The organism is Xanthobacter aminoxidans (assembly GCF_023571765.1).
Lineage (GTDB): Bacteria > Pseudomonadota > Alphaproteobacteria > Rhizobiales > Xanthobacteraceae > Xanthobacter > Xanthobacter aminoxidans.
In genome coordinates, this window is record NZ_JAMJXC010000010.1 from 138,945 (window position 1) to 163,435 (window position 24,491).

Genomic DNA, 24,491 nt, shown 5'->3' on the forward strand with positions numbered 1-24,491 from the left:
CCCATCGCCGGCGACGGCGGGAGGTGAAAGGTTCGAAAGGAAGACGTGATGAGTGCGGCCCTCGATCTTGCTCAGCTGATGGATGCCGTGGCGGACGCCATCGTGGTCTGCGACAAGGCCGGCGCCATCGCGCTCTGGAATCCGGCCGCCGAGCGCATGTTCGGCTTCACGCCGGACGAAGCCATGGGGCAGTCGCTCGACATCATCATCCCGGAGCGCCAGCGCCAGCGGCACTGGGACGGCTATCACGAGACCATGCGCACCGGCGTCACCCGCTACGGGACGACGCTCTTGCGCGTGCCGGCCATCCACAAGGACGGCCATGCCTTGTCCATCGCCTTCACCGTCGCCCTCCTCGTGTCCGAGGCGGGCGTGCCCACGCACATCGTCTCGGTCATCCGGGACGAGACGGCGCGATGGAAGGAGGAGCGCGACCTTCGCAAGCGCCTCGCGGACGCCGAGACGCAGATGAAGGCGGCATCCCAAGCATGAGAGACCGGGCAAACCGGCGGGTGAAGCCGGCGGCGGCCCCGTGCCGTGACGCCGGAAGGTTTCGGGACTGCGGATGCCTCGCGTGACGCCGTCCCGCTGTTGAAGACCAGTTTTTGAAAAGGGAACGCAAATGACCAGCAAGCCGTTGGAAGGCATCAAGATCATCGACTTCACGCACGTTCAGGCCGGCCCCGCCTGCACGCAGCTCCTCGCCTGGTTCGGCGCGGACGTCATCAAGGTGGAGCGTCCCGGCTCGGGCGACGTGACCCGCAACCAGCTGCGCGACATCTCCAATGCCGACGCGCTGTACTTCACCATGCTGAACTCCAACAAGCGCTCCCTGACCCTGGACACCAAGACCCAGGAAGGCAAGGAAGTGCTGACGAAGCTCATCAAGGAGAGCGACGTCCTCGTCGAGAACTTCGCCCCCGGCGCGCTCGACCGCATGGGCTTCACCTGGGAGCACATCAACGAGCTGAACCCGGGCATGATCGTCGCCTCGGTGAAGGGCTTCTCCGACGGCCACCATTACGAAGACCTGAAGGTCTACGAGAACGTGGCGCAGTGCGCTGGCGGCGCGGCCTCCACCACCGGCTTCTGGGACGGCCCCCCCACCGTGTCCGCGGCGGCGCTCGGTGACTCGAACACCGGCATGCACCTCGCCATCGGCATCCTCACCGCGCTGCACGCCCGCAACAAGACCGGCAAGGGCCAGAAGGTCGCCGTGTCCATGCAGGATGCGGTCATCAACCTCTGCCGCGTGAAGCTGCGCGACCAGCAGCGCCTCGACCGCGTGGGCTACCTCGAGGAGTACCCGCAGTACCCGCACGGCACGTTCTCGGACGTGGTTCCGCGCGGCGGCAACGCGGGCGGCGGCGGCCAGCCCGGCTGGGTGCTGAAGTGCAAGGGCTGGGAGACCGATCCCAACGCCTACATCTATTTCACCGTGCAGGAGCAGGCCTGGGGCAAGGTGGCGGAAGCCATCGGCAAGCCCGAGTGGATCAACGATCCGGCCTACAACACCGCCCGCGCGCGCCAGGACAAGATCTTCGACATCTTCGCGGTGATCGAGGCGTGGCTCGCCGACAAGACCAAGTTCGAGGCGGTCGACATCCTGCGCAAGTTCGACATCCCCTGCGCTCCGGTGCTCACCATGAAGGAGATCGCCGAGGACAAGTCCCTGCGCGAGAGCGGCACCATCGTGGAAGTCGATCACAAGCAGCGCGGCAAGTATCTGACCGTCGGCAGCCCGATCAAGTTCTCCGACATGAGCGTGGAAGTCACCGGCTCCCCGCTGCTCGGCGAGCACACCGACGAGGTGCTGGCGGAGCTCGGCTATTCCCCCGAGCAGATCAAGTCCATGCACGAAGGTCGCGTGGTCTGATCGCATCCGTTCCCCGGGCCAGCGAAAGCGCAGCTTGAGCGCCGAGCCGGGGTCCAGCGCAGAACGTCTGCGCAGCAGCCCATTCCCTCTCCCGCACGCGGGGGAGGGCTTTTCGATACGGCGGCCCGTAACGCCCTCCTTCCGGCCTTGCCCGATGCGCTGAGCGCTCCGGCCGCCGGCTTCACGCCGCCCCTGAGGGGAGAGGCGATCTTTCGTCCGCAAGGACGGTCCGCAAAATTCACCTCGCCGAGTGCGTCACGCCTCGCGCTTCTATTGGCGCCCCCACTGGCGTCGTGTCGCACTGGAGCGTGCGCGCGATTGGGTGCAGACTGCGACTTTCGTCGCAATGGGCAGCCAAAGCGCACCTTGAGCCGCGGCAAACGCGGCCCTCGACGAGGGAGGAAACCCCGATGAACATTCACGAATACCAGGCCAAGGCCATCCTCCGCGATTTCGGCGTACCGGTCTCCCGCGGCTTTCCCGCTTTCACCCCCGAAGAGGCCGAGGCCGCGGCCGGCAAGCTCGGCGGCATCGCCTTCGTGGTGAAGGCGCAGATTCACGCCGGCGGACGCGGCAAGGGCAAGTTCAAGGAGCTTCCCGAGGGCGCCAAGGGTGGCGTTCGCGTGGTGAAGACCGCCGCCGACGTGAAGGCGAATGCTGCCGAGATGCTCGGCAATACGCTCGTGACGCTGCAGACCGGCGCCGACGGCAAGCAGGTGAACCGCCTTTACATCGAGGAAGGCGCGCTCATCGACAAGGAATTCTATCTCTCCATGCTGGTGGACCGCGTGACCTCGCGCGTCGCCTTCGTGGTCTCCACCGAAGGCGGCATGGACATCGAGGAGGTGGCGCATTCCACCCCTGAGAAGATCCACACCTTCTCCGTGGACCCGGCCACCGGCGTGCAGCCCCTGCACGGCCGCAAGGTGGCGCAGGCCCTCGGCCTCACCGGCGATCTCGCCAAGCAGGCCGGGGCGCTCACCGCCAACCTCTACAAGGCCTTCACCGAGAAGGACATGAGCCTTCTGGAGATCAACCCGCTGGTGGTGACGAAGGACGCGCGCCTCGTCTGCCTCGACGCCAAGGTGGGCTTTGATTCCAACGCGCTGTTCCGCCACTCGGACGTGGCCCAGCTGCGCGACGAGAGCGAGGAGGATTTCAAGGAGATCGAGGCCTCGCGCTACGATCTCTCCTATATCGCGCTCGATGGCACCATCGGCTGCATGGTCAATGGCGCGGGCCTTGCCATGGCCACCATGGACATCATCAAGCTCTACGGCCGGGAGCCCGCCAACTTCCTCGACGTGGGCGGCGGCGCCACCAAGGAGAAGGTGACGGCGGCCTTCAAGATCATCACCGCCGATCCGAATGTCGAGGGCATCCTCGTGAACATCTTCGGCGGCATCATGCGCTGCGACGTGATCGCCGAGGGCGTCATCGCCGCCGTGCGGCAGGTCGGCCTGAAGGTGCCGCTGGTGGTGCGCCTCGCCGGCACGAATGTGGACGAGGGCAAGAAGATCATCCGTGAATCCGGGCTCAATGTGATCCCCGCTGATGATCTGGACGATGCGGCGCAGAAGATCGTCGCGGCCGTGAAGAAGGAAGCTGCGTGATGTCCGTGCTGATCGACGCCAACACCCGGGTCATCACCCAGGGCTTCACCGGAAAGAACGGCACGTTCCACGCCGAGCAGGCCATCATGTACGGCACCAAGATGGTCGGTGGCACCTCCCCCGGAAAGGGCGGCTCGGTGCATCTCGGCCTGCCGGTGTTCGACACCGTGATCGAGGCGAAGGAAGCCACCGGTGCCGACGCCTCCGTGATCTACGTGCCGCCGGCCGGCGCGGCCGATGCCATCCTGGAAGCCATCGACGCGGAAATCCCGCTCATCGTCTGCATCACCGAGGGCATCCCGGTGCTCGACATGGTGAAGGTGAAGCGGGCGCTCTCCGGCTCCAAGTCGCGCCTCGTGGGGCCGAATTGCCCCGGCATCGTGACGGCAGGGCAGGCCAAGATCGGCATCATGCCCGCCAACATCTTCAAGACGGGGTCCGTGGGCGTGGTCTCGCGCTCCGGCACGCTGACCTATGAGGCCGTGTTCCAGACCTCCCAGGAAGGCCTCGGCCAGACCTCGGCGGTGGGCATCGGCGGCGACCCGGTGAAGGGCACGGAATTCATCGACGTGCTGGAGATGTTCCTCGCCGATCCCAAGACCCAATCGATCGTGATGATCGGCGAAATCGGCGGTTCGGCCGAGGAGGACGCGGCCCAGTTCATCGCAGATGAGGCTCGACAAGGCCGCAAGAAGCCGATGGTGGGCTTCATCGCCGGCCGCACGGCCCCTCCCGGCCGTCGCATGGGCCATGCCGGCGCCATCATCTCCGGCGGCAAGGGCGGCGCCGAGGACAAGATCGCGGCCATGGAGGCAGCTGGCATCCGCGTGTCGCCCTCGCCGGCGCGCCTCGGCAAGACCCTCGTCGACGTGCTGAAGGGCTGAGGGCAGGAGCGTTTTCCGCGCCTGACCTTCTGAATTGACGCCGTCATCCCCCGGCTCGTCCGGGGGATCCACCCTGCCGCGCGCAGGGAGCCAGATTGCCCGCACCGCTCTCGCGGCGCCGTGGATGCCCCGGACGAGCCGGGGCATGACACGGAGAGGAGGCAAAGGGCGGTTCCCCAAACAATCACCAGAGGAAACACCCATGACCACCTGGCTGCGCTTCGCCGCCGACGGAAAGACCGGCTTTGGCACGCTTGAGGGCGACACCATCGCCGTGCACGAGGGCTGCATGTTCGCGGGCGCCACCGCGACCGGCGCGACCGTGAAGCTCGCTGATGTGGCGCTGGAGGCGCCCTGCGTCCCCTCCAAGATCGTCGCCCTGTGGAACAACTTCCATGAACTGGCGGCCAAGCTGAAAGTGGCCGAGCCGGCCGAGCCGCTCTATCTGCTCAAGGCCACCACCTCCGTCTCCGCGCCCGGCTCGGTGGTGCGCCGGCCGGCGTCCTATGAGGGCAAGACGGTCTATGAGGGCGAGCTGGGCATCGTCATCGGCAAGACGCTGACCAACGTGTCCGAGGCGGAAGCCGCGGCCGGCATCTTCGGCTACACGGTGGTCAACGACATCACCGCCGCCGACATCCTCAATCGCGACCCGACCTTCCCCCAGTGGGCGCGGGCCAAGGGCATCGACGGCTATGGCCCGTTCGGCCCGTGGATCGTGACGGATTTCGATCCCGCCGCGGCGCGCGTGCGCACCATCCTCAACGGGCAGGAGCGGCAGAACTACCCGCTCGCCGACATGATCTTCCCGCCGGCACTGCTGGTGTCCCTCCTCTCGAAGGAGATGACGCTGAACCCCGGCGACCTCATCGCCTGCGGCACCTCGGTGGGGGTCGGCACCATGAAGGAGCCGACCAACACCATCGAGATCGAGATCGCCGGCATCGGCACGCTGGTGAATACCTTCGTGCAGTGAACGCGGGTCAGGGCCGGGCGGTCAGCCTCTGACCGCCCGTGCGCCGGCAATGAGGATGCAGGCCCCGACGAAGCCGGCGACGAGATAGCCGAGCCAGCCGGCAAAACCCACGCCCAGCAGCCCGAACAGGAAGCTGGCGATGGCGGCGCCGATGATGCCGAGGATGATGTTGGTGAAGAGGCCGGTGTCGCTCTTCATGAACATGGAGGCGAACCACCCGGCAAAGCCGCCGATGATGATGGCGGCGATCCAGCCCACTTGCGCCTCTTGCATGGTGTCCCTCCGATATACCGCCCCGCTCGCGTGGGGGCGCGGAGGAAACGGTACAGCAGGCCAACGGTTCCGGCCACGCTCGCGAATGGACAGCAAAAAGGCCGCCCGGAGGCGGCCTTTTCAGGATCTTGCCTTCGGCCCCGGTCTTCGACCGAGGCCAAGGGGCACGCTCAGGCGCCGCGCTGGTTTAATCGCGGGGCGCCCCCGGAAGCTCACTTCTTCAGCGCTGCCTGCGCCGCCGCGAGGCGGGCGATCGGCACGCGGAAGGGCGAGCAGGAGACGTAGTTGAGCCCCACCTCGTGGCAGAAGGCCACCGAGGCCGGATCACCGCCGTGCTCGCCGCAGATGCCGAGCTTGATGTCGGGACGCGACTTGCGGCCGCGCTCCACGCCGATCTTCACCAGCTCGCCCACGCCGTCCACGTCGATGGAGACGAAGGGGTCCACCTCCAGGATGCCCTTCTGGACATAGGGGCCGAGGAAGGTGCCGGCGTCGTCGCGGGACACGCCGAAGCAGGTCTGGGTGAGGTCGTTGGTGCCGAAGGAGAAGAATTCGGCGCCCTTGGCGATCTCCTCCGCCCGCAGCGCGGCGCGGGGCAGCTCGATCATGGTGCCCACCTGGAAGGTGAGGGTGGCGCCGGTCTCCTGCTCCACCGCCTTGGCGGTGTCGCGGATCACCTTGTCCACGATGTCGAACTCGGCCTTGGTGGCGATGAGGGGGACCATCACCTCGGGCACCACCGCCTCGCCCGTCGACTTGGCGGCGATGACCGCCGCCTCGAAGATGGCGCGGGCCTGCATCTCGGCGATCTCGGGGAAGGCGATGGCGATGCGGCAGCCGCGGAACCCGAGCATCGGGTTCACTTCGTGCAGCTCCTTGTAGCGCCGCTCCACCCGCTCGATGTCCACGCCGAGGCTTTTCGCCACCTCCGCCGTCTCTTCCGCCGTGTGGGGGAGGAACTCGTGCAGCGGCGGGTCGAGCAGGCGGATGGTGACCGGCAGGCCCTTCATGATCTCGAACAGCTCGACGAAATCGTCGCGCTGCATGGGCAGGAGCTTGGCCAGCGCCGAGCGGCGGCCGGCCTCGTCGTCGGCGAGAATCATCTCGCGCACGGCGAGGATGCGGCCGGCGTCGAAGAACATGTGCTCGGTGCGCGACAGGCCGATGCCCTCGGCGCCGAACGAACGGGCCATGCGGGCGTCCGCCGGGGTCTCGGCATTGGCGCGGACCTTGAGCTTGCGCACCTTGTCGGCCCAGCCCATCAGGGTCGCGAATTCGCCGGAGAGTTCCGGCTGGAGCATCGCCACCTCGCCCGCCAGCACCTGGCCGGTGCCGCCGTCGATGGTGATGAGGTCGCCCTTCTTGAAGGTCTGGCCGTTCACGGTCAGCGTCTGGGCGGCATTGTCGATGCGCAGCGCACCGGCGCCGGAGACACAGGGCTTGCCCATGCCGCGCGCGACCACCGCCGCGTGGGAGGTCATGCCGCCGCGCGCGGTGAGGATGCCCTGGGCGGCGTGCATGCCGTGGATGTCTTCCGGCGAGGTCTCGACGCGGACGAGGATGACCTTGCGGCCCTGCTCCTTCCACGCCTCGGCCTCATCCGCCGAGAACACGATGGCGCCGGCCGCCGCGCCCGGAGAGGCGGGGAGGCCCGTGGCGATCACCTTGCGCTCGGCCTTGGGATCGATGGCGGGGTGCAGCAGCTGGTCCAGCGCGGCGGGATCGACCCGGCCGACGGCCTCCTGCTCGGTGATGAGCCCTTCCGCGGCCAGCTCCACGGCGATGCGCAGGGCCGCCTTGGCGGTGCGCTTGCCGGAGCGGGTCTGGAGCATCCAGAGCTTGCCCTTCTCCACCGTGAACTCGAGGTCCTGCATGTCACGGTAGTGGTTTTCGAGCACATGCGAGATGCGCTCGAACTCCTTGAAGGCGTCGGGCAGGGCGACTTCCATGGAGGGCTTGTCGGAGCCGGCGGCCTTGCGGGCCTTCTCGGTGAGGTCCTGCGGGGTGCGGATGCCCGCCACCACGTCCTCGCCCTGGGCGTTCACCAGGAACTCGCCATAGAGCGCGTTCTCGCCGGTGGAGGGGTTGCGGGTGAAGGCGACGCCCGTGGCCGAGGTCTCGCCCATGTTGCCGAACACCATGGACTGCACGTTCACCGCCGTGCCCCAGCTCTCGGGAATCGAGTGCAGGCGACGGTAGGTGATGGCGCGGGCGTTCATCCAGGACGAGAAGACGGCGCCGATGGCGCCCCAGAGCTGCTCGTGCGGGTCCTGCGGGAAGGGCTTGCCCAGCTCGGCCTCGACCTTCGCCTTGTACTTCACCACCAGGGCCGCCCAGTCGTCCGCCGAGAGGTCGGTGTCGAGGGTGTGGCCGTGCTGGAGCTTGTAGTGCTCCAGGATCTCCTCGAAGTGGTGGTGGTCCACGCCGAGCACCACGTCGGAATACATGGTGATGAAGCGGCGGTAGCTGTCATAGGCGAAGCGCCGGTCGGCGAGACGGGCCACCGCGTCCACGGTGGCGTCGTTGAGGCCGAGGTTCAGCACCGTGTCCATCATGCCGGGCATGGAGGCGCGGGCGCCCGAGCGCACCGAGACGAGCAGCGGGTTCGACGCATCGCCGAACGACTTGCCGGTGAGCTGGCCCACCTGAGCGAGCGCGGCTTCCACCTCGCCCTTCAGCTCGGCCGGATAGGTCTGGCCGTGGGCGTAATAATAGGTGCACACCTCGGTGGTGATGGTGAAGCCGGGAGGGACGGGCAGGCCGAGGTTCGACATCTCGGCGAGGTTCGCGCCCTTGCCGCCGAGAAGGTTCTTCATGTCGGCTTTGCCCTCGGCCTTGCCGTCGCCGAAGGTGTAGACCCATTTCGTCATGTGGGTTGGCCCCGTTTGGGATTATGCAGAGTGGCGGGATGCTTTAACGTGCAGCGCACAAAGCATCAACTGGGCAATCGGACGGCCGTTCCTGCGCGGCCCCTTCTGAAGCCGTCGCGGATCAGTGCCCCATCAGGCCGGTGACGCCCACGATGATGAGGTAAATGGCGACCAGCACGTTCAGAAGTCGCGGGAAGGCGAGGATCAGGACGCCTGCAATCAGCGCGACCGCCGGCTGAACGATGACCATGTTGAAAGACATTGTGAAGCCTCCCCTTTCGTCCGGGCGGCCCGAACAGCCTCCGTCGCCGCCGCGGCGCACGATTGCCGATCCGGGGCGCAAGGTCCATGGGGGGCGTCGCGCGGGGTGATCGCACGGCCGGCGCGGGGCTGGCAGGGCGGCTCACGCTGGCGTTACGTGCGACGACATTGCGCGGGCGGCGCAACACGGCACAATCGTTGAATCCGCATTTCGCCGGAACATCCGAGCACCCCTCGCCGCCGCCCATGCCCGCGGAGCGGGGCGGGCGCGACCGATGGGAGCCGCCATGTCGTCCCCTGCCTTCGCCGCAATGCCGAATGCCGTGGCTGCCAACTGCCGCTGGGGAAGGCTGCGCGCGCTCCTCGCCGCGTCTGCTTTCGGGGTGCTGGCGCTGTCGGCAGGGACCGTGCAGGCGCAGCCGGAAAAGTGCCCGCGCATGGTGGCCGAGCGGCCCAAGGTGCGGCTCGCGGCGCTGGATGCCGCCATGCTGCGGCTTGCGGAGGCCACGGGGCCGGTGCACCTGACCTTCATCGGCCACGCCAGCTTCCTCATCGAAAGCCCGGCCGGGGTCAGCATCGTCACGGATTACAACGATTACGTGCGGGCGAATCTGGTGCCGCGCATCGTCACCATGAACCATGCCCACGACACCCACTACACGGACGCGCCCGACCCCGGCATCGAATATGTGCTGAAGGGCTGGGGGCGGGACGGGGCGCCGGCGCACCATGAGGTGACGGTGGAGGACGTGTGGATCCGCAACGTCCCCACCAACATCCGCCGTGGGGCGGGGACCGAATATGACGGCAATTCCATGTTCGTGTTCGAGGTGGCGGGCGTGTGCATCGCCCATCTCGGGCACCTGCACCACCTTCTGACCAAGGACCACCTGGAGGCGCTGGGCCGCATCGACGTGGTGCTGGCGCCGGTGGACGGCTCCTACACGCTCGATCTGGAAGGCATGGTGGAGGTGCTGAAATCCATCAACGCGCCGTTGGTCATCCCCATGCACTACTTCAGCCAGTACGGGCTGGAGCGCTTCCTGGCGCGGCTGGGGCAGGAATGGACGGTTCAGCGCGCTACCGAGCCGTTCGTGCTGCTCAGCCGTGAGACCCTGCCCAAGACCCGCACCGTGCTGGTGCTGCCGGGGCGCTAGGGGCGGCGAGGGCAGGGGAGAGCCGGCAGGATATTCGGGACCGTCATCGCCCGCCTCGTGCAGGCGATCCACGGCGCGGCCGGGGTGCCACGTCTAGACCCGGCACCGGCCTTCCGGGCCGGTGGATGCCCCGGACCGGCCGGGGCATGACGGCGTGTGGCTGCAATGGCCGTCCTGAGCCCTTGTGCCAAAAGAAAAAGGCGCCGCGCAGAGCGCGACGCCTTTGTTCTGTCTCGACCCGGGTCAGGCGACCCGGCCGACCTCACTTGAGAGCGAGGAAGGAGGTGTCGAAGGAGAGGCTGGCCACGTAGCGGTCGCCGCAGACGTTCTTCAGGCCCGAGATCACGCCGCAGGTGCCCATGGAGGCGAAGCCGACGCCGGACACGTAGGACGGGCTGGAGGTGAGGGTGCTGCCGTAGTAGCGCAGGTCGAGGGTGGCGGCCTTGTAGGTGAAGGCGGCGCCCACGTTCCAGGTGGTGTAGGAGGGCAGCTCGTAGTTGGCGACGAAGATGTTGCCGAGGTCGGTCTGGCCGAGCCACTGATAGCCGAGCTCACCCGAGATGTAGAAGCCCACGTCCTTGACCGGGCTCCACTTGGTGAAGTCGATCTTGGCAGTGCCCGACAGGTAGGTGCCGGTGGAGCCGGAGCCCGCGTAGCTGTTGGTGTAGTAGAGGTTGGCGCCGACGGTGAACACGTCGTTGAAGACGTAGGTCGGCTTGAAGTAGACTTCCCAGTAGTCGATGTTGACCGAGGGAATGCCCGCGCCGAGCGAGTTCACGGCGATCTCGCCGGGATAGTAGTAGTAGACGAAGCCGACGTCGGCGGTGAAGGCGCCCCAGGTGTGGCGCAGGCCGCCGTACAGGTCGATCTCAGCCGAGGCGTCGGTCAGGCCGGTGAAGCCGCCGAACTGGTTGATCGGGGGGAAGTCCACGTTCGAGGCGAAGATGCCGGCGTAGACCCAGTCGAACAGACGCAGCTCGGCATAACCCTGAACGGTGGGGTTGCCGTCGGTCTGCGAGATGCCGCGGAACACGTAGTCGGTGCCGAGCTTCACGCCGAACGCCACGTCCCACAGGGGGGCCTCAGGCGCCGGAGCGGCCTTCACGGGCATGGGAGAGCTCAGGTCCGCGGCGCCGGCGGCACCCACGGAAGCGGCTCCGGCCAGGAGCATGGAAGCGGCCACGACTGCAATCTTGTTCATAACGGTTTTCCCCGCAGCGATCTGGAATGATAAAAATCAGGTCGCGGCTTCAAGTCCAATGCGAAATTTGAGGCAGCGATTGCATCCGCTTTAGGCAAACCGTTGCAGTTGCTGGATTCTGCTGTTGCATGGTTGCAACGCACTGTCCCGAAACGGTACGGCGGCCCGTTCCTGCCAGGAAAATGATGTGCCGCGAAAGGGATCGGGCGCCTCAAAAAGGCCATGGAAATGGTATTATGATCCGGTGAGGTGACGCTTTCCGATCACAGGCCCCGTCACACGGGTGACTCATGGGCGTGACTCGGAGCACGCCCGGGTCGGTCGGAACGGCCATAGGGGCCGACCGCGGAGGCGTCCCCGGCGCGAGGTCGGGGCCGATGCCCGAGTGTCAGGGGCGCGTCATCAGCAGCGGGCGCCCGCGTTCCGGCGTGCGGGCCCAGCCGCCGTCTTCCTGCCGGGCGAAGCGGATGACCGAGGCGCCGCCCTCGCCGCGCACGAGGATGTTGCCGCCCTCGATGTCCCACGCGGTGGGGCCGAAGCGCAGCAGGGCCGCATCGCAGCCGCTAGCGATGCTCAGGCGGAAACCGCCGCCCTTGGCCGGCGAATCGAGGAGTGTCACCCGGCACACGGGCGTCCCCACCTGTCGGGCGAGGTCCCAGTCGCCGACCACCTCCTCGGGCTTCAGCTCGGTGCCTTCGGCCACGGCGGGGTTGGCGAGGAAATAGACGCCGTCGCCTTCGCGCAGCGCCTCGTAGCTGCCTTCGGTACCCTCGGTGAACTCGGCGACGGTGCGGCCCTGCGCGTTGAGAAGGCGGATGGAGCCGGAGGGATCGGGCAGCCAGGCGACGACCTGCGCGGAAAAGCCGATGTCGGCGCAGGCGGGCCGGTCGAACTCCACCGCGAGGCCGGGGCCGGCGGCGTCGGGCTTCAGGGCGAAGGCGCAGCCGCGTGCGCCGTCGGCGCTGGAGAGCCGGAGCGGCGCGGCCATGCGGGCCGCCGCCTCACGCACGGCGGGATCGAGCTTCGGCGCCGCGGTGGCGGCGGCCGGCGGCTTTGCGGCCGGATCGGCCTTCTGGGCGAACGCAGGCGCGATGGCGATCAGGCCGGCAAGAAACGGGGCAGCAAGAAGGGGGGCGGCAAGGAGAGGGGCAGCAAGCACGCGGCACAGCGCGCCGCGGCGCGTTTGAACCCGCGGAAAATCGTTCAGATGCGCCATGCTGCCCTCCACGACGACCCGCGCCCCGGTCGCCCCGCCGCGTCGCGCTGCGAGTTTAGCACCGCGCGGGCAGGGGATCATCAGGTACGCGCGCCGGCGCGAGGGCCGGCGCGTCGCAGCCCGGGGGGCGTCCGTGGATCAGCCCCGCGGCCAGGGCGTCTCGGCGACGGGGGTCAGCGGCCCCTTGCCGTCGAAGAAGGAGAGGATGTTGTCCACCACCAATTGTCCCATGGCGGCGCGGGTAAAGTGGGTGGCGGAGCCCACGTGCGGCAGCAGCACCACGTTGTCGAGGGCGAAGAAAGCCTCCGGCACGTTGGGCTCGTCCTCGAACACGTCGAGGCCGGCGGCGAGGATGGTCTTCGACTGGAGCGCCGAGAGCAGCGCCGCCTCGTCCACCACGGTGCCGCGCGCCACGTTGATGAGGATGCCGTTGGCGCCCAGCGCCGCCAGCACCTCGGCATTGATGATGTGACGCGTGGCCGGTCCGCCGGGAAGAATCGCCACCAGCACGTCCACCGCCCGCGCCATCTCCACGAGGTCGGGATAATGGCGATAGGCCACGTCCGCCTGCGGCCGCCGGCTGTGATAGACGACGGGCACGGAGAAGGCCTCAAGCCGCTTGGCGATGGCCTTGCCGATGCGGCCCATGCCGAGGATGCCCACGGTGCGGTCGCGCAGGGTGGGGCCGAGGGGAAAGGCGCTCTTGGTCCACTGTCCCGAGCGCACGAAGCGGTCGCCCTGGGGGATCTGCCGCACGGTGGCGAGCAGCAGGCCGAGGGTGAGGTCGGCCACCTCCTCGTTCAGCACGTCCGGCGTGTTGGTGACGATGACGCCGCGCTTCGCCGCCGCCGCGGCATCCACGGTGTCGTAGCCGACGCCGAAATTGCCGACGATCTTCAGGTTGGGCAGGCGCGCCATGAGCGCGTCGTCCACCTTCACCTTGCCGCGGGTGGCGATGGCCTCGACCGCGCCGGCATTGCTGTCGTTCAGGGCGTCCAGCGGCACCAGGGTGAAGCGGCCGGAAAGCTGGCGCTCGACGACCTCCTCCATCACGGAGCCGGTGAGGAGAAGGGCCGGGCGGGCGGCATCGGTCATGGCAGATCCGGTCATCGCAAGTCTCCGCTATGGCGGCTGGGCAGGAAAAACGGATGGAAATGTCACCGGCGGGCCGGCGGGAGCGCCGCCCCCTGAACCCGCGCCGGAGCCCGCAGAGCACGGCCGGAAGCGGCCATCCCCTCGGCGGGAGGGGTATCTCTAGCCCCATATCAGACCTTCGTCCAATGGAGCTTCAATCGTTTTAAATTTCCACTTGATCCCGTTCTCACCTCGCACCATGATCGCGCCGCGTTCCGGAAGGGGCGCCCGGCCGGAGGTCTGTTCCGGCCCAAGAATGGTGCGGCTGCATCGGGCAAGGTCCTCAAGGGCCCCCGCGCGGCACGAGGAAACGGCGAGGGGAGAGGACGCTGCATGGCGACCGTGGACATTCGCGGTGTGAAGAAGGCCTATGGGTCGACGCAGGTCATCCATGGCGTGGACGTGGACATCCGCGACGGTGAGTTCGTGGTCCTGGTCGGCCCCTCGGGCTGCGGCAAGTCCACGCTGCTGCGCATGATCGCCGGCCTCGAAAACATCTCCGGTGGCGAAATCCTGATCGGCAATCGCGTCATCAACGAGATGCCGCCGAAGGAACGGGACATCGCCATGGTGTTCCAGAACTACGCGCTCTATCCGCACATGACTGTCGCGGACAACATGGGCTTCTCGCTGAAGCTGCGCAAAGCCCCGAAGTCCGAGATCGAAAGCCGGGTCCAGCGCGCCGCCGAGATCCTCAACCTCACCAAGCTGCTCGACCGCTACCCCCGCCAGCTCTCCGGCGGCCAGCGCCAGCGCGTCGCCATGGGCCGCGCCATCGTGCGGGATCCGCAGGTGTTCCTGTTCGACGAGCCGCTCTCCAATCTCGACGCCCAGCTGCGCGTGCAGATGCGCACCGAGATCAAGGAGCTGCACCAGCGGCTGAAGACCACCACGGTCTATGTCACCCACGACCAGATCGAGGCCATGACCATGGCCGACAAGATCGTGGTGATGCACGACGGCATCGTGGAGCAGATCGGCGCCCCGCTGGACCTTTACGACCGGCCCGCCAACCAGTTCGTCGCCGGCTTCATCGGCTCGCCCTCCATGAACTTCGTCAAGGGCAAGGTGCGGCTCGGCGCCAATCCCATGCTGGTGACGGACAGCGGCGTCGAGGTGCCCCTGCCGGATGCGCAGGGCCTCGCCGACGGGCAGAAGGTGGTCTACGGCCTGCGCCCCGAGCACATCCGCCTCGATCCCGCGGGCGTGCCGGCCCAGGTCGTCGTCACCGAGCCCACCGGCTCGGAGATCCTGGTCGTCGCCCGCCTCGGCGAGGGGGCCGCGGCGCAGGAGATCACCTGCCTGTTCCGCGAGCGGCTGAGCTTCAGCCCCGGCGAGACGATCCGCATCGCGCCGCAGCCGGGCCTCACACATCTTTTTGACGAGGCGACCGGCAGTCGCCTCTGACAAGGTCCGGTACCGTGCCGGGCTTCGGTACGATCAGGGGGAAAGAAGACCGTTCGAGACTGTCGTCCGAAACGGCCCGTCCTCGAGGAAACGCTTCACGGGAGGAAGACCAATGACCATTTCCAGACGTGACCTTCTCATGAGCGGCGCGGGCCTTGCGGCCGGCGCCATGGCCCTGCCCATGCTCTCCACCAAGGAGGCCATCGCCCAGGCTGTCGCCAAGTTCGAGCCGGAGGCCGGCGCCTCCCTGCGCCTGCTGCGCTGGTCGCCGTTCGTGAAGGGCGAGGAAGACGCCTGGATCGCCAACACCAAGAAGTTCACCGAGGCCACCGGCATCGAGGTGCGCATCGACAAGGAGAGCTGGGAGGACATCCGTCCCAAGGCCGCCGTCGCCGCCAACGTGGGCTCCGGCCCCGATATCGTGTGGGTGTGGTTCGACGACGCCCAGCAGTATCCCGACAAGCTGCTCGACGTGACCGACCTCGCCGACAGCCTCGCCAAGCAATATGGCGGCTATTATCCGGCCTGCGCGGCCTATGCGACGGTCAAGGGCCGCTTCGTCGGCCTGCCGCTCGCCACCATCGGCAACGCGGTGGTCTATCGCGACAGCTGGGTGAAGCAGGCGGGCTTCTCCGAATTCCCGAAGGACACCAAGGGCCTTCTCGAACTTGGCAAGGCGCTCAAGGCCAACAACCACCCCATGGGCTTCACGCTGGGCCATGGCGTGGGTGACGGCAACAACTTCTGCCACTGGGTGCTGTGGAGCCACGGCGGCAAGATGGTGGACGAGAGCGGCAAGGTGGTCATCAACTCGCCCGAGACCGTCGCCGGCCTGAAATACGTGGCCGAGCTGTACAAGACCTTCATCCCCGGCACCGAGAGCTGGCTCGACGTCAACAACAACCGCGCCTTCATCGCCGGCGACCTGTCGGTGACGGCGAACGGCGTGTCGGTCTATTACGCGGCGGCCAACGACCCCAAGCTCGCCGAAATGGCGGCGGACATGAAGTCCACCAACTTCCCGGTCGGCCCCATCGGCAAGAAGGTGGAACTGCACCAGACCACCACCGCCTGCATCTTCAAGTATTCGAAGTTCCCCAAGGCGGCGCAGGCCTATCTCGCCTTCATGTTCCAGGCTGACCAGTACAATGCCTGGCTGACCGGCGCGAGCGCCTATTGCTGCCAGACGCTGAAGAGCTTCTCCAACAATCCGGTGTGGACTTCCAAGCCCATCCACGCCGCCTATGCGCTCGCCTCCGAGACGCTGCAGCCCAACGGCTACGCCGGTCCGCTCGGGCCGAAGTCGGCCGCGGCCATGGCCGACTGGATCGTCGTGGACATGGTGGCGGAAGCCGCCACCGGCCAGCGCACGCCGGAAGAAGCCGCCAAGCGCGCCCAGCAGCGCGCCGAGCGCATCTACCGCTGAGGCACACAAGGGGCCGGGGTTTCCGGCCCCTTCGATACCGCCGTCATGCCCGGCCTCGTGCCTCAAGTCGGCTGTTGCCGACTTGCGCACCTAAATGCGGAACCCGCAAAAATGCGGGTTCCGGGCATCCACGCCGCGCCGCTTTAGCGAGGGCGCGACCGTGGCACTGGCGGAACCACGTGGATGGCCGGCACAAGGCCGGCCATGACGCCCCGGACAAAGCGCGACGGGAAGTCCCTCTCCAGTGGAGAGGTCAACAAGACAGCAAGACAGCGATACCGGAGACCCATTCATGGCCAACGTCGCAGCGGCTGAGCCGACCCACAAACGGTCCTTCTGGGCCGGCATCGGTCAGGGCCGGCACGTGCTCGGCATCGCCTTCATGGTGCCGGCGGCCGTCTTCCTGCTGTTCTTCCTCACCTATCCCCTCGGCCTCGGCGTGTGGCTCGGCTTCACCGACACGCGCATCGGCCGCGAGGGCGTGTTCATCGGCCTCGAGAACTACGAATCGCTCTGGGGCGACAGCCTGTTCTGGCTGGTGGTGTTCAACACGCTCCTCTACACCATCGCCGCCTCGATCCTGAAGTTCGGCCTCGGCCTGTGGCTGGCGCTGCTGCTCAACGAGAACCTGCCGTTCAAGGCCTTCTTCCGCGCCGTGGTGCTGCTGCCGTGGGTGGTGCCCACCGTGCTCTCGGCCATCGCCTTCTGGTGGATCTTCGACAGCCAGTATTCGATCATCTCCTGGGCGCTCATCAAGATGGGGCTCATCTCCGCGCCCATCAACTTCCTCGGCGACGTCACCAACGCCCGCGCCTCGGTCATCGCGGCCAATGTCTGGCGCGGCATTCCCTTCGTCGCCATCTCGCTGCTGGCGGGGCTCCAGACCATCTCGCCCTCGCTGCACGAGGCCGCGACGCTGGACGGCGCCACCAACTGGCAGCGCTTCCGCTACATCACGCTGCCCATGCTCTCGCCGATCATCGCGGTGGTGATGACCTTCTCGGTGCTGTTCACCTTCACCGACTTCCAGCTGATCTACGTGTTGACCCGCGGCGGCCCGCTGAACTCCACCCACCTCATGGCGACGCTCTCCTTCCAGCGCGCCATTCCCGGCGGCTCGCTGGGCGAGGGCGCGGCCATCGCCGTGGCCATGATCCCCTTCCTGCTGGCGGCGATCCTGTTCAGCTATTTCGGCCTGCAGCGCCGCAAGTGGCAGCAGGGCGGGGCCGACTGAGCCCGCCCTGAAAGCCCCACGCGCCGCCCACCAATTCTGCGAGGACCCCCATGGCCCAGCCCCAACCCGTTGAGATGACCGACAATTCCACGGGCATGAGCTATCTCGACAGCCTGCCCCGGCGGGTCGTCACCGTCTTCCTGCCGCTCATCGTCTTTGTCTTCGTGCTGCTGTTCCCGTTCTACTGGATGGCGATCACCGCCATCAAACCGAACTTCCAGCTCACCGATTACAACAACTACTCCCCGCTCTGGGTGGTGGAGCCGACGCTGGAGCACATCAAGTATCTGCTGTTCGAGACCTCCTATCCGCACTGGCTGTGGAACACGGTCTACATCTCGGTGGCGGCCACCGTCATCTCGCTGGTGACGAGCGTGTTCGCGGCCTATGCCATCGAGCGCCTGCGCTTCAACGGCTCGCGCTGGGTCGGCCTCGGCATCTTCCTCGCCTATCTGGTGCCGCCCTCCATCCTGTTCATCCCGCTCGCCATCATGGTGTTCGGCCTCGGCATCTACGACACCAAGCTGGCGCTGATCCTCACCTATCCCACCTTCCTCGTGCCCTTCTCCACCTGGCTGCTGATGGGCTATTTCCGCTCCATCCCGTTCGAGCTGGAAGAGTGCGCGCTGGTGGACGGCGCCTCGCGCTGGCAGATCCTCATCAAGGTGCTGCTGCCGCTCTCGGTGCCGGGGCTGATCTCGGCGGGCATCTTCTCCTTCACCCTGTCGTGGAACGAGTTCATCTACGCGCTCACCTTCATCCAGTCGTCGGAGAACAAGACCGTGCCCGTGGGCGTGCTCACCGAGCTGGTGCGGTCGGACGTGTATGAATGGGGATCGCTGATGGCCGGCGCCCTCATCGGCTCGCTGCCGGTGGTGATCCTCTATTCCTTCTTCGTGGATTATTACGTCTCGTCCATGACCGGAGCGGTGAAGGAGTAGGGCGCCACCCTTCCGGGGGCCGCGCCTGCCGAATTTGCCCGCTTGCCCTCGCGCGCGCGCCGTGGCACCCCTTGCCGCGGCTCGTTGCGGTGCATCATGCGCCGGGGGAAAGCGGGGGTGAGGGATGATCGAGCGGGTGATCGAAGGGATTTTGTTCCGCAGCCGCTGGATTCTCGCGCCCTTCTATGTCGGCCTCGTCGTGGGCATGCTGGTGCTGCTGTTCAAGTTCGGCCACGAGCTGCTGCACTTCGTGCTGCACGCGGTCTCGGCCACCGAGAGCGACATCATCCTCGGCATCCTGGCCCTCGTGGACCTGACGCTCACCTGCAACCTCGTGGTGATCGTGATCTTCTCCGGCTACGAGAACTTCGTGTCGAAGATCGATCCCGACGGCCACCCCGACTGGCCGGACTGGATGACGCGGGTGGACTTCACCGGCCTGAAGCAGAAGCTGCTGGCCTCCATCGTCGCCATCTCCGCCATCCAGCTGCTCAAGGCGTTCATGAACCTCGACAAGGGGAACATGAGCGAGAACACGCTCATGTGGCTGGTCATCATCCACATGGTATTCGTGGGATCGAGCCTGGTGCTGGCCTGGTCGGACAAGCTCTCCAACAACAAGCACTGAGCGGCGCGGGCGCGGGCTTGGACTCACCCGCCCGCCATCTCCTCCACAGTCGCCGCAGCTCCGCGCGCCAATAGGCGGGCGAGCGCCTCGCGCACCGGGCCGGCGAAGCGCGGGTCGGCGCCGAGGTCGGCGAACACTTCGCGCACCGAGAGAAGAGCCGGCGCGAGGCGAGCGGCCTCGGGGCCGGCCTCGTCCGCCAGCGCCTTCAGCCGGGCGGCGAGGGGGTCGCGCACGTCGATGGCCTTGCCCTGTTCGTCCCGCCCGGTCACGTAGCGCATCCATCCGGCGACGCCGAGGGCGAGCAGCGGGATGGGCGCCCCCTTTGCCAGCCGGTCGCGGGCGGTGGCGACGAGGCGCTGGGGCAGCTTCTGTGAGCCGTCCATGGCGATCTGCCACGTGCGGTGCCTGAGCGCCGGATTGGCGAACCGCTCCCGAAGCGCGCGCTTGTAGGCGGCCACGTCCACGCCCGCGGGCAGATGCAACGTCGGCGTCACCTCCTCATCCTGTAGCCGCGCCACCAGCCGGGCGAAGGCGGGCACCGCCATGGTGTCGGCGATGGTGGCGTGGCCCGCGAGATAGCCGAGATAGGCGAGGGTGGAATGGGCGCCGTTCAGCAGGCGCAGCTTCATGTGCTCGAACGGCGCCACGTCCGACACCATCTCCACGCCCACCTCCTCCAGAGGCGGCCGGCCGAGGGGGAAATGGTCCTCCACCACCCATTGGGTGAAGGGCTCGGCCATCACCGGCCACGCGTCCTCCATCCCGAGGCCGGCGGCGACCAGCGCCCGGTCCTCGTCCGTGGTGGCGGGCACGATGCGGTCCACCATGGTGGAGGGGAAGGCGACCTCGCCCGCGACGAAGCGGCCGAGATCATCGTCGCGCAGGGCCGCGAGGCGGGCCGTCACCCGCGCCACGGTCTTGCCGTTGGCCGGGAGATTGTCGCAGGTGAGCACGGTGAAAGGGGCGATGCCGGCGGCGCGGCGGCGGGCGAGGGCTTCCACCAGATAGCCGGGCGCGCTCACGGGTCGGTGCGGGTTCGCCAGATCGGCGCGGATGTCCGGGTGAGCCTCGTCCAGCGTGCCCGAGGCGGGATCGTGGCAATAGCCCTTCTCGGTGACTGTGAGGGTGACGATGCGCACGCGCGGATCGGACATGGCCGACAGCAGCGCCTCGGGATCGCGCGGCGCCACCAGCAGCCGGCGGAGCGATCCGATGACGCGCAGCTTGTCCCCCGCGCCCGAGCGCTCGGCGAGCGTGTAGAGGCCATCCTGCGGATCGAGCGCGTCGGAGGTGTCGGGCGAGCGCAGGCTGGCGCCGCAGATGGCCCAGCCCGTGTGCCCACGCCCGAGGATGGCGTCAAGATAGGCCGCCTGATGGGCGCGGTGGAAGGCGCCGACGCCCAGATGCACCACCCCCACCTCCGCCGCCGCAATGTCATAGGCCGGGCGGGCGACGGCGGCGGGCAGGTCGGCGAGGGTGGAAAGCGAGAGCCGCGGGCTCAAAGCTTGTAGGCCTTCTTGGCGAGGCCGTAGGCAAGATCGCGCGCCACCTCCACCGCCTCGTCCTCGTCCAGCCGATGCTCGCAGACAAGTTCCGCAAGGAAGCCGCAATCGATGCGCCGCGCCACATCATGCCGGGCGGGGATGGAGGGGAAGGCGCGGGTGTCGTCGTTGAAGCCCACGGTGTTGTAGAAGCCGGCAGTCTCGGTGGTCATGGCGCGGAAGCGCTTCATCCCCTCCGGGCTATCGTGGAACCACCAGGCCGGGCCGAGCCGCAGCGCCGGATAATGGCCGGCCAGCGGCGCCAGCTCGCGGGCATAGCTCGTCTCGTCCAGCGTGAAGAGAATGATGGTGAGGCCCGCCTCGTTGCCGAAGCGGTCGAGCAGCGGCTTCAGCGCGCGCACATATTCGGTGGGGGAGGGGATGTCCGCCCCCTTGTCCCGGCCGAAGCGGGCGAAGATCTGGCCGTTGTGGTTGCGCATGGCGCCGGGATGGATCTGCATCACCAGCCCGTCCTCCAGGCTCATGCGCGCCATCTCGGTGAGCATCTGGCCGCGGAACAGCTCGGCATCCTGCGCGCTCACGGGTGCATTGCCGGTGACACGGCGGAACAGCGCCTCCGCCTCCTGCGGCGGCAGGTCGAAGGTCGCGGCGGTGGGGTGGCCGTGGTCGCTGGAAGTGGCGCCGAAGGTCTTGAAGAAGGCGCGCCGCTTGCGGTGGGCGGCGAGATAGCCCGTCCAGGAGAAGGTGTCCTCGCCGGTGATCTCGCCGAAGCGGGCGAGATTGGCGGAGAAGCCCTCGAACTCCGGGTCCACCACCGGATCGGGCCGATAGGCCGTCACCACCCGCCCGCTCCAGCCGCTGGCGCGGATTTCCGCATGGGCGGCAAGGTCGTCCAGCGGGCTCTCGGTGGTGGCGATCACCTCGATGTTGAAGCGCTCGAACAGGGCGCGGGGCTTGAACGCCTCCTGTTGCAGCTTCCCGGCGATGAGGTCGTAGGCGGCATCTGCCGTCTTCTCGCTGAGCCGCTCCTCAAGGCCGAACAGGGTGGCGAAGGCATGGTCCAGCCATGCCCGCGTGGGAGTGCCACGGAACAGGTGGTAGTTGGCCGCGAACAGCCGCCAGATGGCCCGCCCATCCTGCTCCGTCTCGCCGCCATCGGCACGGGGAACGCCGAGCTTTTCCAAAGGGATGCCCTGGCTGTAGAGCATGCGGAACACATAATGGTCCGGCACCACGAACAGCCGCGCGGGATCGGGGAAGTTCTCGTTGAAGGCGTACCAGCGCGGGTCGGTGTGGCCGTGGGGCGAGACGATGGGCAGTGCCTCCACCTCCCCATAGAGCCGGCGCGCCACCGCGCGCACGGACGGATCGGCGGGCAGCAGGCGATCGGGATGGAGGAGGCTGGACACGGAACTCACCTCGCGTTCACGGCATCGGTGGGCGCACCTTCCGCCTCGAAATAATCGGGATGGGCGGCGCCCAGATCCTCGACGCTGGGGATGACCCGGCCGAGATGGGCCGCCATGGCCTTTTCCGCCCCATCCGCATCCCCCTCGCCGATGGCGTCGGCCACCATCTGGTGCTCGGCGATGACGCTGGCGCGGCGCTGGGGGGAGGGCAAAGTGAGGAGGCGACAGCGGTCCACGTGCGCCTTCTCCTGCCGGATGACACGCCAGATGTTGGGGTGTCCGGCCAGCTCGGCGATGATCTGGTGGAAGGCCTCGTCGGCGGCGTGGAACTCCGCCAGCGCCCCGGCGCGGTGGGCGGCGCGCTGCTGGCGCAGGGTGGCGAGGAGCGGCGCCATCGCCACCCGCCGCGCCTTCTCCGGCAGCGTCGCCACATGGGCCGCCGCCTCGCGCACGCTGGTGCGCTCCAGCGCATTGCGGATGATCATGGCGTCACGCACTTCCGGCACCGAGATGCGCGAGACGAAGGTGCCGTACTGGGGAAAGATGTCCACCAGCCGCTCGTCGGCGAGCTTCAGGATGGCCTCGCGCACCGGCGTGCGGCTGACGCCGTAGGCGAGGGCGATCTGCTTTTCCTGCAGCGGCGCGCCGGGCGGAAGGGTCATGGCCACGATGTCGTCGCGCAGGGCGGCGTGGATGCGCGAGGATGCCGGCACCGCGCGGACATTCTCGCTGCGATGCGCCGGCCTGCGCCTGAGATCCGCCCCCGTCACCACCACCGTTCCAGCCTCCCCCGGCAGCCTGCCCGCTCTTGCGAGGTCTTCCATACTAATATATTAGCATATCAAGAGCGTCAACGAAGGCGCGGGTCCAAGAGTGGCCGTGAAACAGGTCGGGGAGACGTGCTCATGGGGATGGAGGCGGGCATGGCGCCGCGCACCCTTCGGCTTTCTGCGAAGGACAATCTGGCGGTGGCGCTGGACGAGGTCGCGCCCGGCGGTAAGGTTGCGGGCATCGTCGCGTCCCAGCGCATCCCGCGCGGCCACAAGGTGGCCATCGAGCCCATTCCCGCCGGCGCATCGGTGGTGAAGTTCGGTCAGGTCATCGGCTTTGCCAGCGAGGACATCGCCCCCGGTGCCCACATCCACACCCACAATGTGGTGCTGCACGATTTCGCCCGCGACTACGCCTTCGCCGCCGACGCCCGCGACGATGTGCTGGTGCCCGAGGCCGAGCGCGCCCACTTCATGGGCTTCCGCCGCTCCAACGGGCGCACCGGCACGCGCAACTATCTCGGCATCCTCACCAGCGTGAACTGCTCGGCCTCAGTGGCGCGGTTCGCGGCGCAGGCGGCGGAGCGCTCCGGCATCCTCGCGGACTTTCCAGGCATCGACGGCATCGTGCCCATCATCCACGGCACCGGCTGCGGCATGGCCTCCAAGGGCGAGGGCTATGACGTGCTCTCGCGCACCCTCTGGGGCTATGCCACCCACCCCAACTTCGCCGCCGTGGTGATGGTGGGGCTCGGCTGCGAGATGTTCCAGATCGCCCGCTTCAAGCAGGAATACGGGGTGGAGGAGGCGGACGGCTTTCGCACCCTCACCATCCAGGACGAGGGCGGCACCCGCCGCACGGTGGAGCATATCCTCGGCACGCTGAAGGAGATGGCGCCCCGCGCCGCCGCTGCACGGCGGGAAGCACGGCCGGCGTCCGAGATCGTGCTGGCGCTCCAGTGCGGCGGCTCGGACGGCTATTCGGCGCTCACCGCCAATCCTGCGCTCGGCGTCGCTTCCGACCTGCTGGTGGCGCAGGGCGGAACATCCATCCTCTCCGAGACGCCGGAAATCTACGGGGCCGAGCACCTGCTGACGCGCCGTGCCGCGACCCGCGAGGTGGGCGAGAAGCTGGTCGCCCGCATCAAGTGGTGGGAGGACTACACCGCCCGCAATGCGGGGGAGATGAACAACAATCCCTCGCCCGGCAACAAGGCCGGCGGGCTCACGACCATTCTGGAGAAGTCGCTCGGCGCCGCCGCCAAGGGCGGTTCCTCCACCCTGCGCGCGGTCTATGAATATGCCGAGCCGGTGACGGACGCCGGCTTCGTCTTCATGGACACCCCCGGCTACGATCCGGTGGCCGCCACCGGGCAGGTGGCGGGCGGGGCGAACGTCATCTGCTTCACCACCGGCCGTGGCTCCGCCTTCGGCGCCAAGCCCACCCCCTCCATCAAGCTCGCCACCAATTCCGACATCTATCGCCGGATGGAAGAGGACATGGACATCAATTGCGGCGACGTGCTCGATGGCGTGTCGCTGGAAGAAAAGGGTCGCGAGATCTTCGAAAAGGTGCTGGCGGTTGCTTCCGGCGCCCACACCAAGTCCGAGGAGCTGGGCTATGGCGATGCCGAGTTCGTGCCTTGGCAGATCGGCGCGGTGATGTAGGCCGCCGCGCCCCTTGGAAGTGAACGGCCGCAAAGGCCGCAATAA

Annotated in this window: 21 protein-coding genes; 12 read left to right on the forward strand and 9 right to left on the reverse strand. The window is 67.6% G+C overall.

Going from position 1 to position 24,491, the window contains the following annotated elements; all coding sequences use genetic code 11:
* The first annotated feature begins 48 nt into the window (after window positions 1-48).
* The 5 genes from EJ105_RS16365 (at window position 49) to EJ105_RS16385 (ending at window position 5,349) form a co-directional block, all read left to right on the forward strand.
* Window positions 49-492: a PAS domain-containing protein gene (locus tag EJ105_RS16365; protein WP_250167176.1), complete on the forward strand. Its 444-nt coding sequence runs from the start codon at window positions 49-51 to the stop codon at window positions 490-492.
* A 130-nt stretch (window positions 493-622) separates the two neighbouring features.
* A complete protein-coding gene (gene frc / locus EJ105_RS16370; RefSeq protein WP_168459886.1) occupies window positions 623-1,876 on the forward strand; it encodes a formyl-CoA transferase in 1,254 nt (417 codons plus the stop codon).
* Window positions 1,877-2,286: 410 nt separating this feature from the next.
* Window positions 2,287-3,489, forward strand: a complete 1,203-nt coding sequence (sucC, locus tag EJ105_RS16375) for an ADP-forming succinate--CoA ligase subunit beta (protein ID WP_250167177.1) — start codon at window positions 2,287-2,289, stop codon at window positions 3,487-3,489.
* Window positions 3,489-4,373 carry a succinate--CoA ligase subunit alpha gene (gene sucD, locus EJ105_RS16380; protein WP_250167178.1) on the forward strand — a complete coding sequence of 295 codons (885 nt, stop codon included), beginning with the start codon at window positions 3,489-3,491 and terminating at the stop codon, window positions 4,371-4,373. The genes sucC and sucD overlap by 1 nt, the downstream gene beginning before the upstream one ends.
* Window positions 4,374-4,575: 202 nt before the next feature.
* Window positions 4,576-5,349 (forward strand): fumarylacetoacetate hydrolase family protein, encoded by a 774-nt coding sequence (locus EJ105_RS16385; protein WP_250167179.1) that lies wholly within the window; start codon window positions 4,576-4,578, stop codon window positions 5,347-5,349.
* A gap of 21 nt (window positions 5,350-5,370) precedes the next feature.
* Here EJ105_RS16385 and EJ105_RS16390 read toward each other — a convergent pair whose 3' ends face one another.
* From EJ105_RS16390 to EJ105_RS16400, 3 genes are all read right to left on the reverse strand, one after another.
* A complete protein-coding gene (locus EJ105_RS16390; protein ID WP_024280333.1) occupies window positions 5,371-5,622 on the reverse strand; it encodes a GlsB/YeaQ/YmgE family stress response membrane protein in 252 nt (83 codons plus the stop codon).
* Window positions 5,623-5,834: 212 nt separating this feature from the next.
* Entirely contained in the window at window positions 5,835-8,492 is a 2,658-nt protein-coding gene (ppdK, locus tag EJ105_RS16395; protein WP_029555266.1) for a pyruvate, phosphate dikinase, read from the reverse strand.
* A gap of 121 nt (window positions 8,493-8,613) precedes the next feature.
* Window positions 8,614-8,754, reverse strand: a complete 141-nt coding sequence (locus tag EJ105_RS16400) for a DUF3096 domain-containing protein (RefSeq protein ID WP_081762717.1) — start codon at window positions 8,752-8,754, stop codon at window positions 8,614-8,616.
* 286 nt (window positions 8,755-9,040) lie between these two features.
* Here EJ105_RS16400 and EJ105_RS16405 point away from each other — a divergent pair, with 286 nt between their 5' ends.
* Window positions 9,041-9,910, forward strand: a complete 870-nt coding sequence (locus EJ105_RS16405) for an MBL fold metallo-hydrolase (RefSeq protein ID WP_250167180.1) — start codon at window positions 9,041-9,043, stop codon at window positions 9,908-9,910.
* A 262-nt stretch (window positions 9,911-10,172) separates the two neighbouring features.
* On the opposite strand, the gene EJ105_RS16410 is transcribed toward EJ105_RS16405, so the two are convergent.
* The 3 genes from EJ105_RS16410 to EJ105_RS16420 all read right to left on the reverse strand — a co-directional run bounded on the left by EJ105_RS16410 (window position 10,173) and on the right by EJ105_RS16420 (window position 13,437).
* On the reverse strand, window positions 10,173-11,111 hold the full coding sequence (locus EJ105_RS16410) for a TorF family putative porin (protein WP_250167181.1): 939 nt from the start codon (window positions 11,109-11,111) through the stop codon (window positions 10,173-10,175).
* A gap of 388 nt (window positions 11,112-11,499) precedes the next feature.
* Window positions 11,500-12,327: a protease inhibitor Inh/omp19 family protein gene (locus EJ105_RS16415; RefSeq protein WP_250167182.1), complete on the reverse strand. Its 828-nt coding sequence runs from the start codon at window positions 12,325-12,327 to the stop codon at window positions 11,500-11,502.
* A 138-nt stretch (window positions 12,328-12,465) separates the two neighbouring features.
* A complete protein-coding gene (locus tag EJ105_RS16420) occupies window positions 12,466-13,437 on the reverse strand; it encodes a 2-hydroxyacid dehydrogenase (protein ID WP_250167183.1) in 972 nt (323 codons plus the stop codon).
* Window positions 13,438-13,794: 357 nt separating this feature from the next.
* Between EJ105_RS16420 and EJ105_RS16425 the strand changes: the two genes are divergently transcribed.
* The 5 genes from EJ105_RS16425 (at window position 13,795) to EJ105_RS16445 (ending at window position 19,097) form a co-directional block, all read left to right on the forward strand.
* On the forward strand, window positions 13,795-14,868 hold the full coding sequence (locus EJ105_RS16425; protein WP_250167184.1) for an ABC transporter ATP-binding protein: 1,074 nt from the start codon (window positions 13,795-13,797) through the stop codon (window positions 14,866-14,868).
* A 112-nt stretch (window positions 14,869-14,980) separates the two neighbouring features.
* A complete protein-coding gene (locus tag EJ105_RS16430; protein ID WP_250167185.1) occupies window positions 14,981-16,294 on the forward strand; it encodes an ABC transporter substrate-binding protein in 1,314 nt (437 codons plus the stop codon).
* Window positions 16,295-16,676: 382 nt separating this feature from the next.
* Window positions 16,677-17,528 carry a carbohydrate ABC transporter permease gene (locus EJ105_RS16435; protein ID WP_374251619.1) on the forward strand — a complete coding sequence of 284 codons (852 nt, stop codon included), beginning with the start codon at window positions 16,677-16,679 and terminating at the stop codon, window positions 17,526-17,528.
* 50 nt (window positions 17,529-17,578) lie between these two features.
* Window positions 17,579-18,469, forward strand: coding sequence for a carbohydrate ABC transporter permease (locus EJ105_RS16440; protein ID WP_029555259.1), 891 nt, complete (start codon window positions 17,579-17,581; stop codon window positions 18,467-18,469).
* A 124-nt stretch (window positions 18,470-18,593) separates the two neighbouring features.
* Complete coding sequence (locus tag EJ105_RS16445) at window positions 18,594-19,097, forward strand: TIGR00645 family protein (RefSeq protein ID WP_197022919.1); 504 nt, start codon at window positions 18,594-18,596, stop codon at window positions 19,095-19,097.
* Window positions 19,098-19,120: 23 nt separating this feature from the next.
* On the opposite strand, the gene EJ105_RS16450 is transcribed toward EJ105_RS16445, so the two are convergent.
* The 3 genes from EJ105_RS16450 to EJ105_RS16460 are packed head-to-tail and all read right to left on the reverse strand — an operon-like array spanning window position 19,121 to window position 22,832.
* Window positions 19,121-20,599 (reverse strand): mannitol dehydrogenase family protein, encoded by a 1,479-nt coding sequence (locus EJ105_RS16450; RefSeq protein ID WP_250167186.1) that lies wholly within the window; start codon window positions 20,597-20,599, stop codon window positions 19,121-19,123.
* Entirely contained in the window at window positions 20,596-22,008 is a 1,413-nt protein-coding gene (uxaC, locus tag EJ105_RS16455; RefSeq protein ID WP_250167187.1) for a glucuronate isomerase, read from the reverse strand. The genes EJ105_RS16450 and uxaC overlap by 4 nt, the downstream gene beginning before the upstream one ends.
* 5 nt (window positions 22,009-22,013) lie before the next feature.
* Complete coding sequence (locus tag EJ105_RS16460) at window positions 22,014-22,832, reverse strand: GntR family transcriptional regulator (RefSeq protein WP_250167188.1); 819 nt, start codon at window positions 22,830-22,832, stop codon at window positions 22,014-22,016.
* A gap of 99 nt (window positions 22,833-22,931) precedes the next feature.
* Between EJ105_RS16460 and EJ105_RS16465 the strand changes: the two genes are divergently transcribed.
* A complete protein-coding gene (locus tag EJ105_RS16465) occupies window positions 22,932-24,446 on the forward strand; it encodes a UxaA family hydrolase (RefSeq protein WP_250167189.1) in 1,515 nt (504 codons plus the stop codon).
* Window positions 24,447-24,491: the final 45 nt, after the last annotated feature.

What these genes read in the sequence shown, in the direction of transcription:
- EJ105_RS16365 (WP_250167176.1), top strand. Translation starts at nt 49, where the DNA reads ATGAGTGCGGCCCTCGATCTTGCTCAGCTGATGGATGCCGTGGCGGAC.
- frc (WP_168459886.1), top strand. Translation starts at nt 623, where the DNA reads ATGACCAGCAAGCCGTTGGAAGGCATCAAGATCATCGACTTCACGCAC.
- sucC (WP_250167177.1), top strand. Translation starts at nt 2,287, where the DNA reads ATGAACATTCACGAATACCAGGCCAAGGCCATCCTCCGCGATTTCGGC.
- sucD (WP_250167178.1), top strand. Translation starts at nt 3,489, where the DNA reads ATGTCCGTGCTGATCGACGCCAACACCCGGGTCATCACCCAGGGCTTC.
- EJ105_RS16385 (WP_250167179.1), top strand. Translation starts at nt 4,576, where the DNA reads ATGACCACCTGGCTGCGCTTCGCCGCCGACGGAAAGACCGGCTTTGGC.
- EJ105_RS16390 (WP_024280333.1), bottom strand. Translation starts at nt 5,622, where the DNA reads ATGCAAGAGGCGCAAGTGGGCTGGATCGCCGCCATCATCATCGGCGGC.
- ppdK (WP_029555266.1), bottom strand. Translation starts at nt 8,492, where the DNA reads ATGACGAAATGGGTCTACACCTTCGGCGACGGCAAGGCCGAGGGCAAA.
- EJ105_RS16400 (WP_081762717.1), bottom strand. Translation starts at nt 8,754, where the DNA reads ATGTCTTTCAACATGGTCATCGTTCAGCCGGCGGTCGCGCTGATTGCA.
- EJ105_RS16405 (WP_250167180.1), top strand. Translation starts at nt 9,041, where the DNA reads ATGTCGTCCCCTGCCTTCGCCGCAATGCCGAATGCCGTGGCTGCCAAC.
- EJ105_RS16410 (WP_250167181.1), bottom strand. Translation starts at nt 11,111, where the DNA reads ATGAACAAGATTGCAGTCGTGGCCGCTTCCATGCTCCTGGCCGGAGCC.
- EJ105_RS16415 (WP_250167182.1), bottom strand. Translation starts at nt 12,327, where the DNA reads ATGGCGCATCTGAACGATTTTCCGCGGGTTCAAACGCGCCGCGGCGCG.
- EJ105_RS16420 (WP_250167183.1), bottom strand. Translation starts at nt 13,437, where the DNA reads ATGACCGGATCTGCCATGACCGATGCCGCCCGCCCGGCCCTTCTCCTC.
- EJ105_RS16425 (WP_250167184.1), top strand. Translation starts at nt 13,795, where the DNA reads ATGGCGACCGTGGACATTCGCGGTGTGAAGAAGGCCTATGGGTCGACG.
- EJ105_RS16430 (WP_250167185.1), top strand. Translation starts at nt 14,981, where the DNA reads ATGACCATTTCCAGACGTGACCTTCTCATGAGCGGCGCGGGCCTTGCG.
- EJ105_RS16435 (WP_374251619.1), top strand. Translation starts at nt 16,677, where the DNA reads ATGGTGCCGGCGGCCGTCTTCCTGCTGTTCTTCCTCACCTATCCCCTC.
- EJ105_RS16440 (WP_029555259.1), top strand. Translation starts at nt 17,579, where the DNA reads ATGGCCCAGCCCCAACCCGTTGAGATGACCGACAATTCCACGGGCATG.
- EJ105_RS16445 (WP_197022919.1), top strand. Translation starts at nt 18,594, where the DNA reads ATGATCGAGCGGGTGATCGAAGGGATTTTGTTCCGCAGCCGCTGGATT.
- EJ105_RS16460 (WP_250167188.1), bottom strand. Translation starts at nt 22,832, where the DNA reads ATGGAAGACCTCGCAAGAGCGGGCAGGCTGCCGGGGGAGGCTGGAACG.
- EJ105_RS16465 (WP_250167189.1), top strand. Translation starts at nt 22,932, where the DNA reads ATGGCGCCGCGCACCCTTCGGCTTTCTGCGAAGGACAATCTGGCGGTG.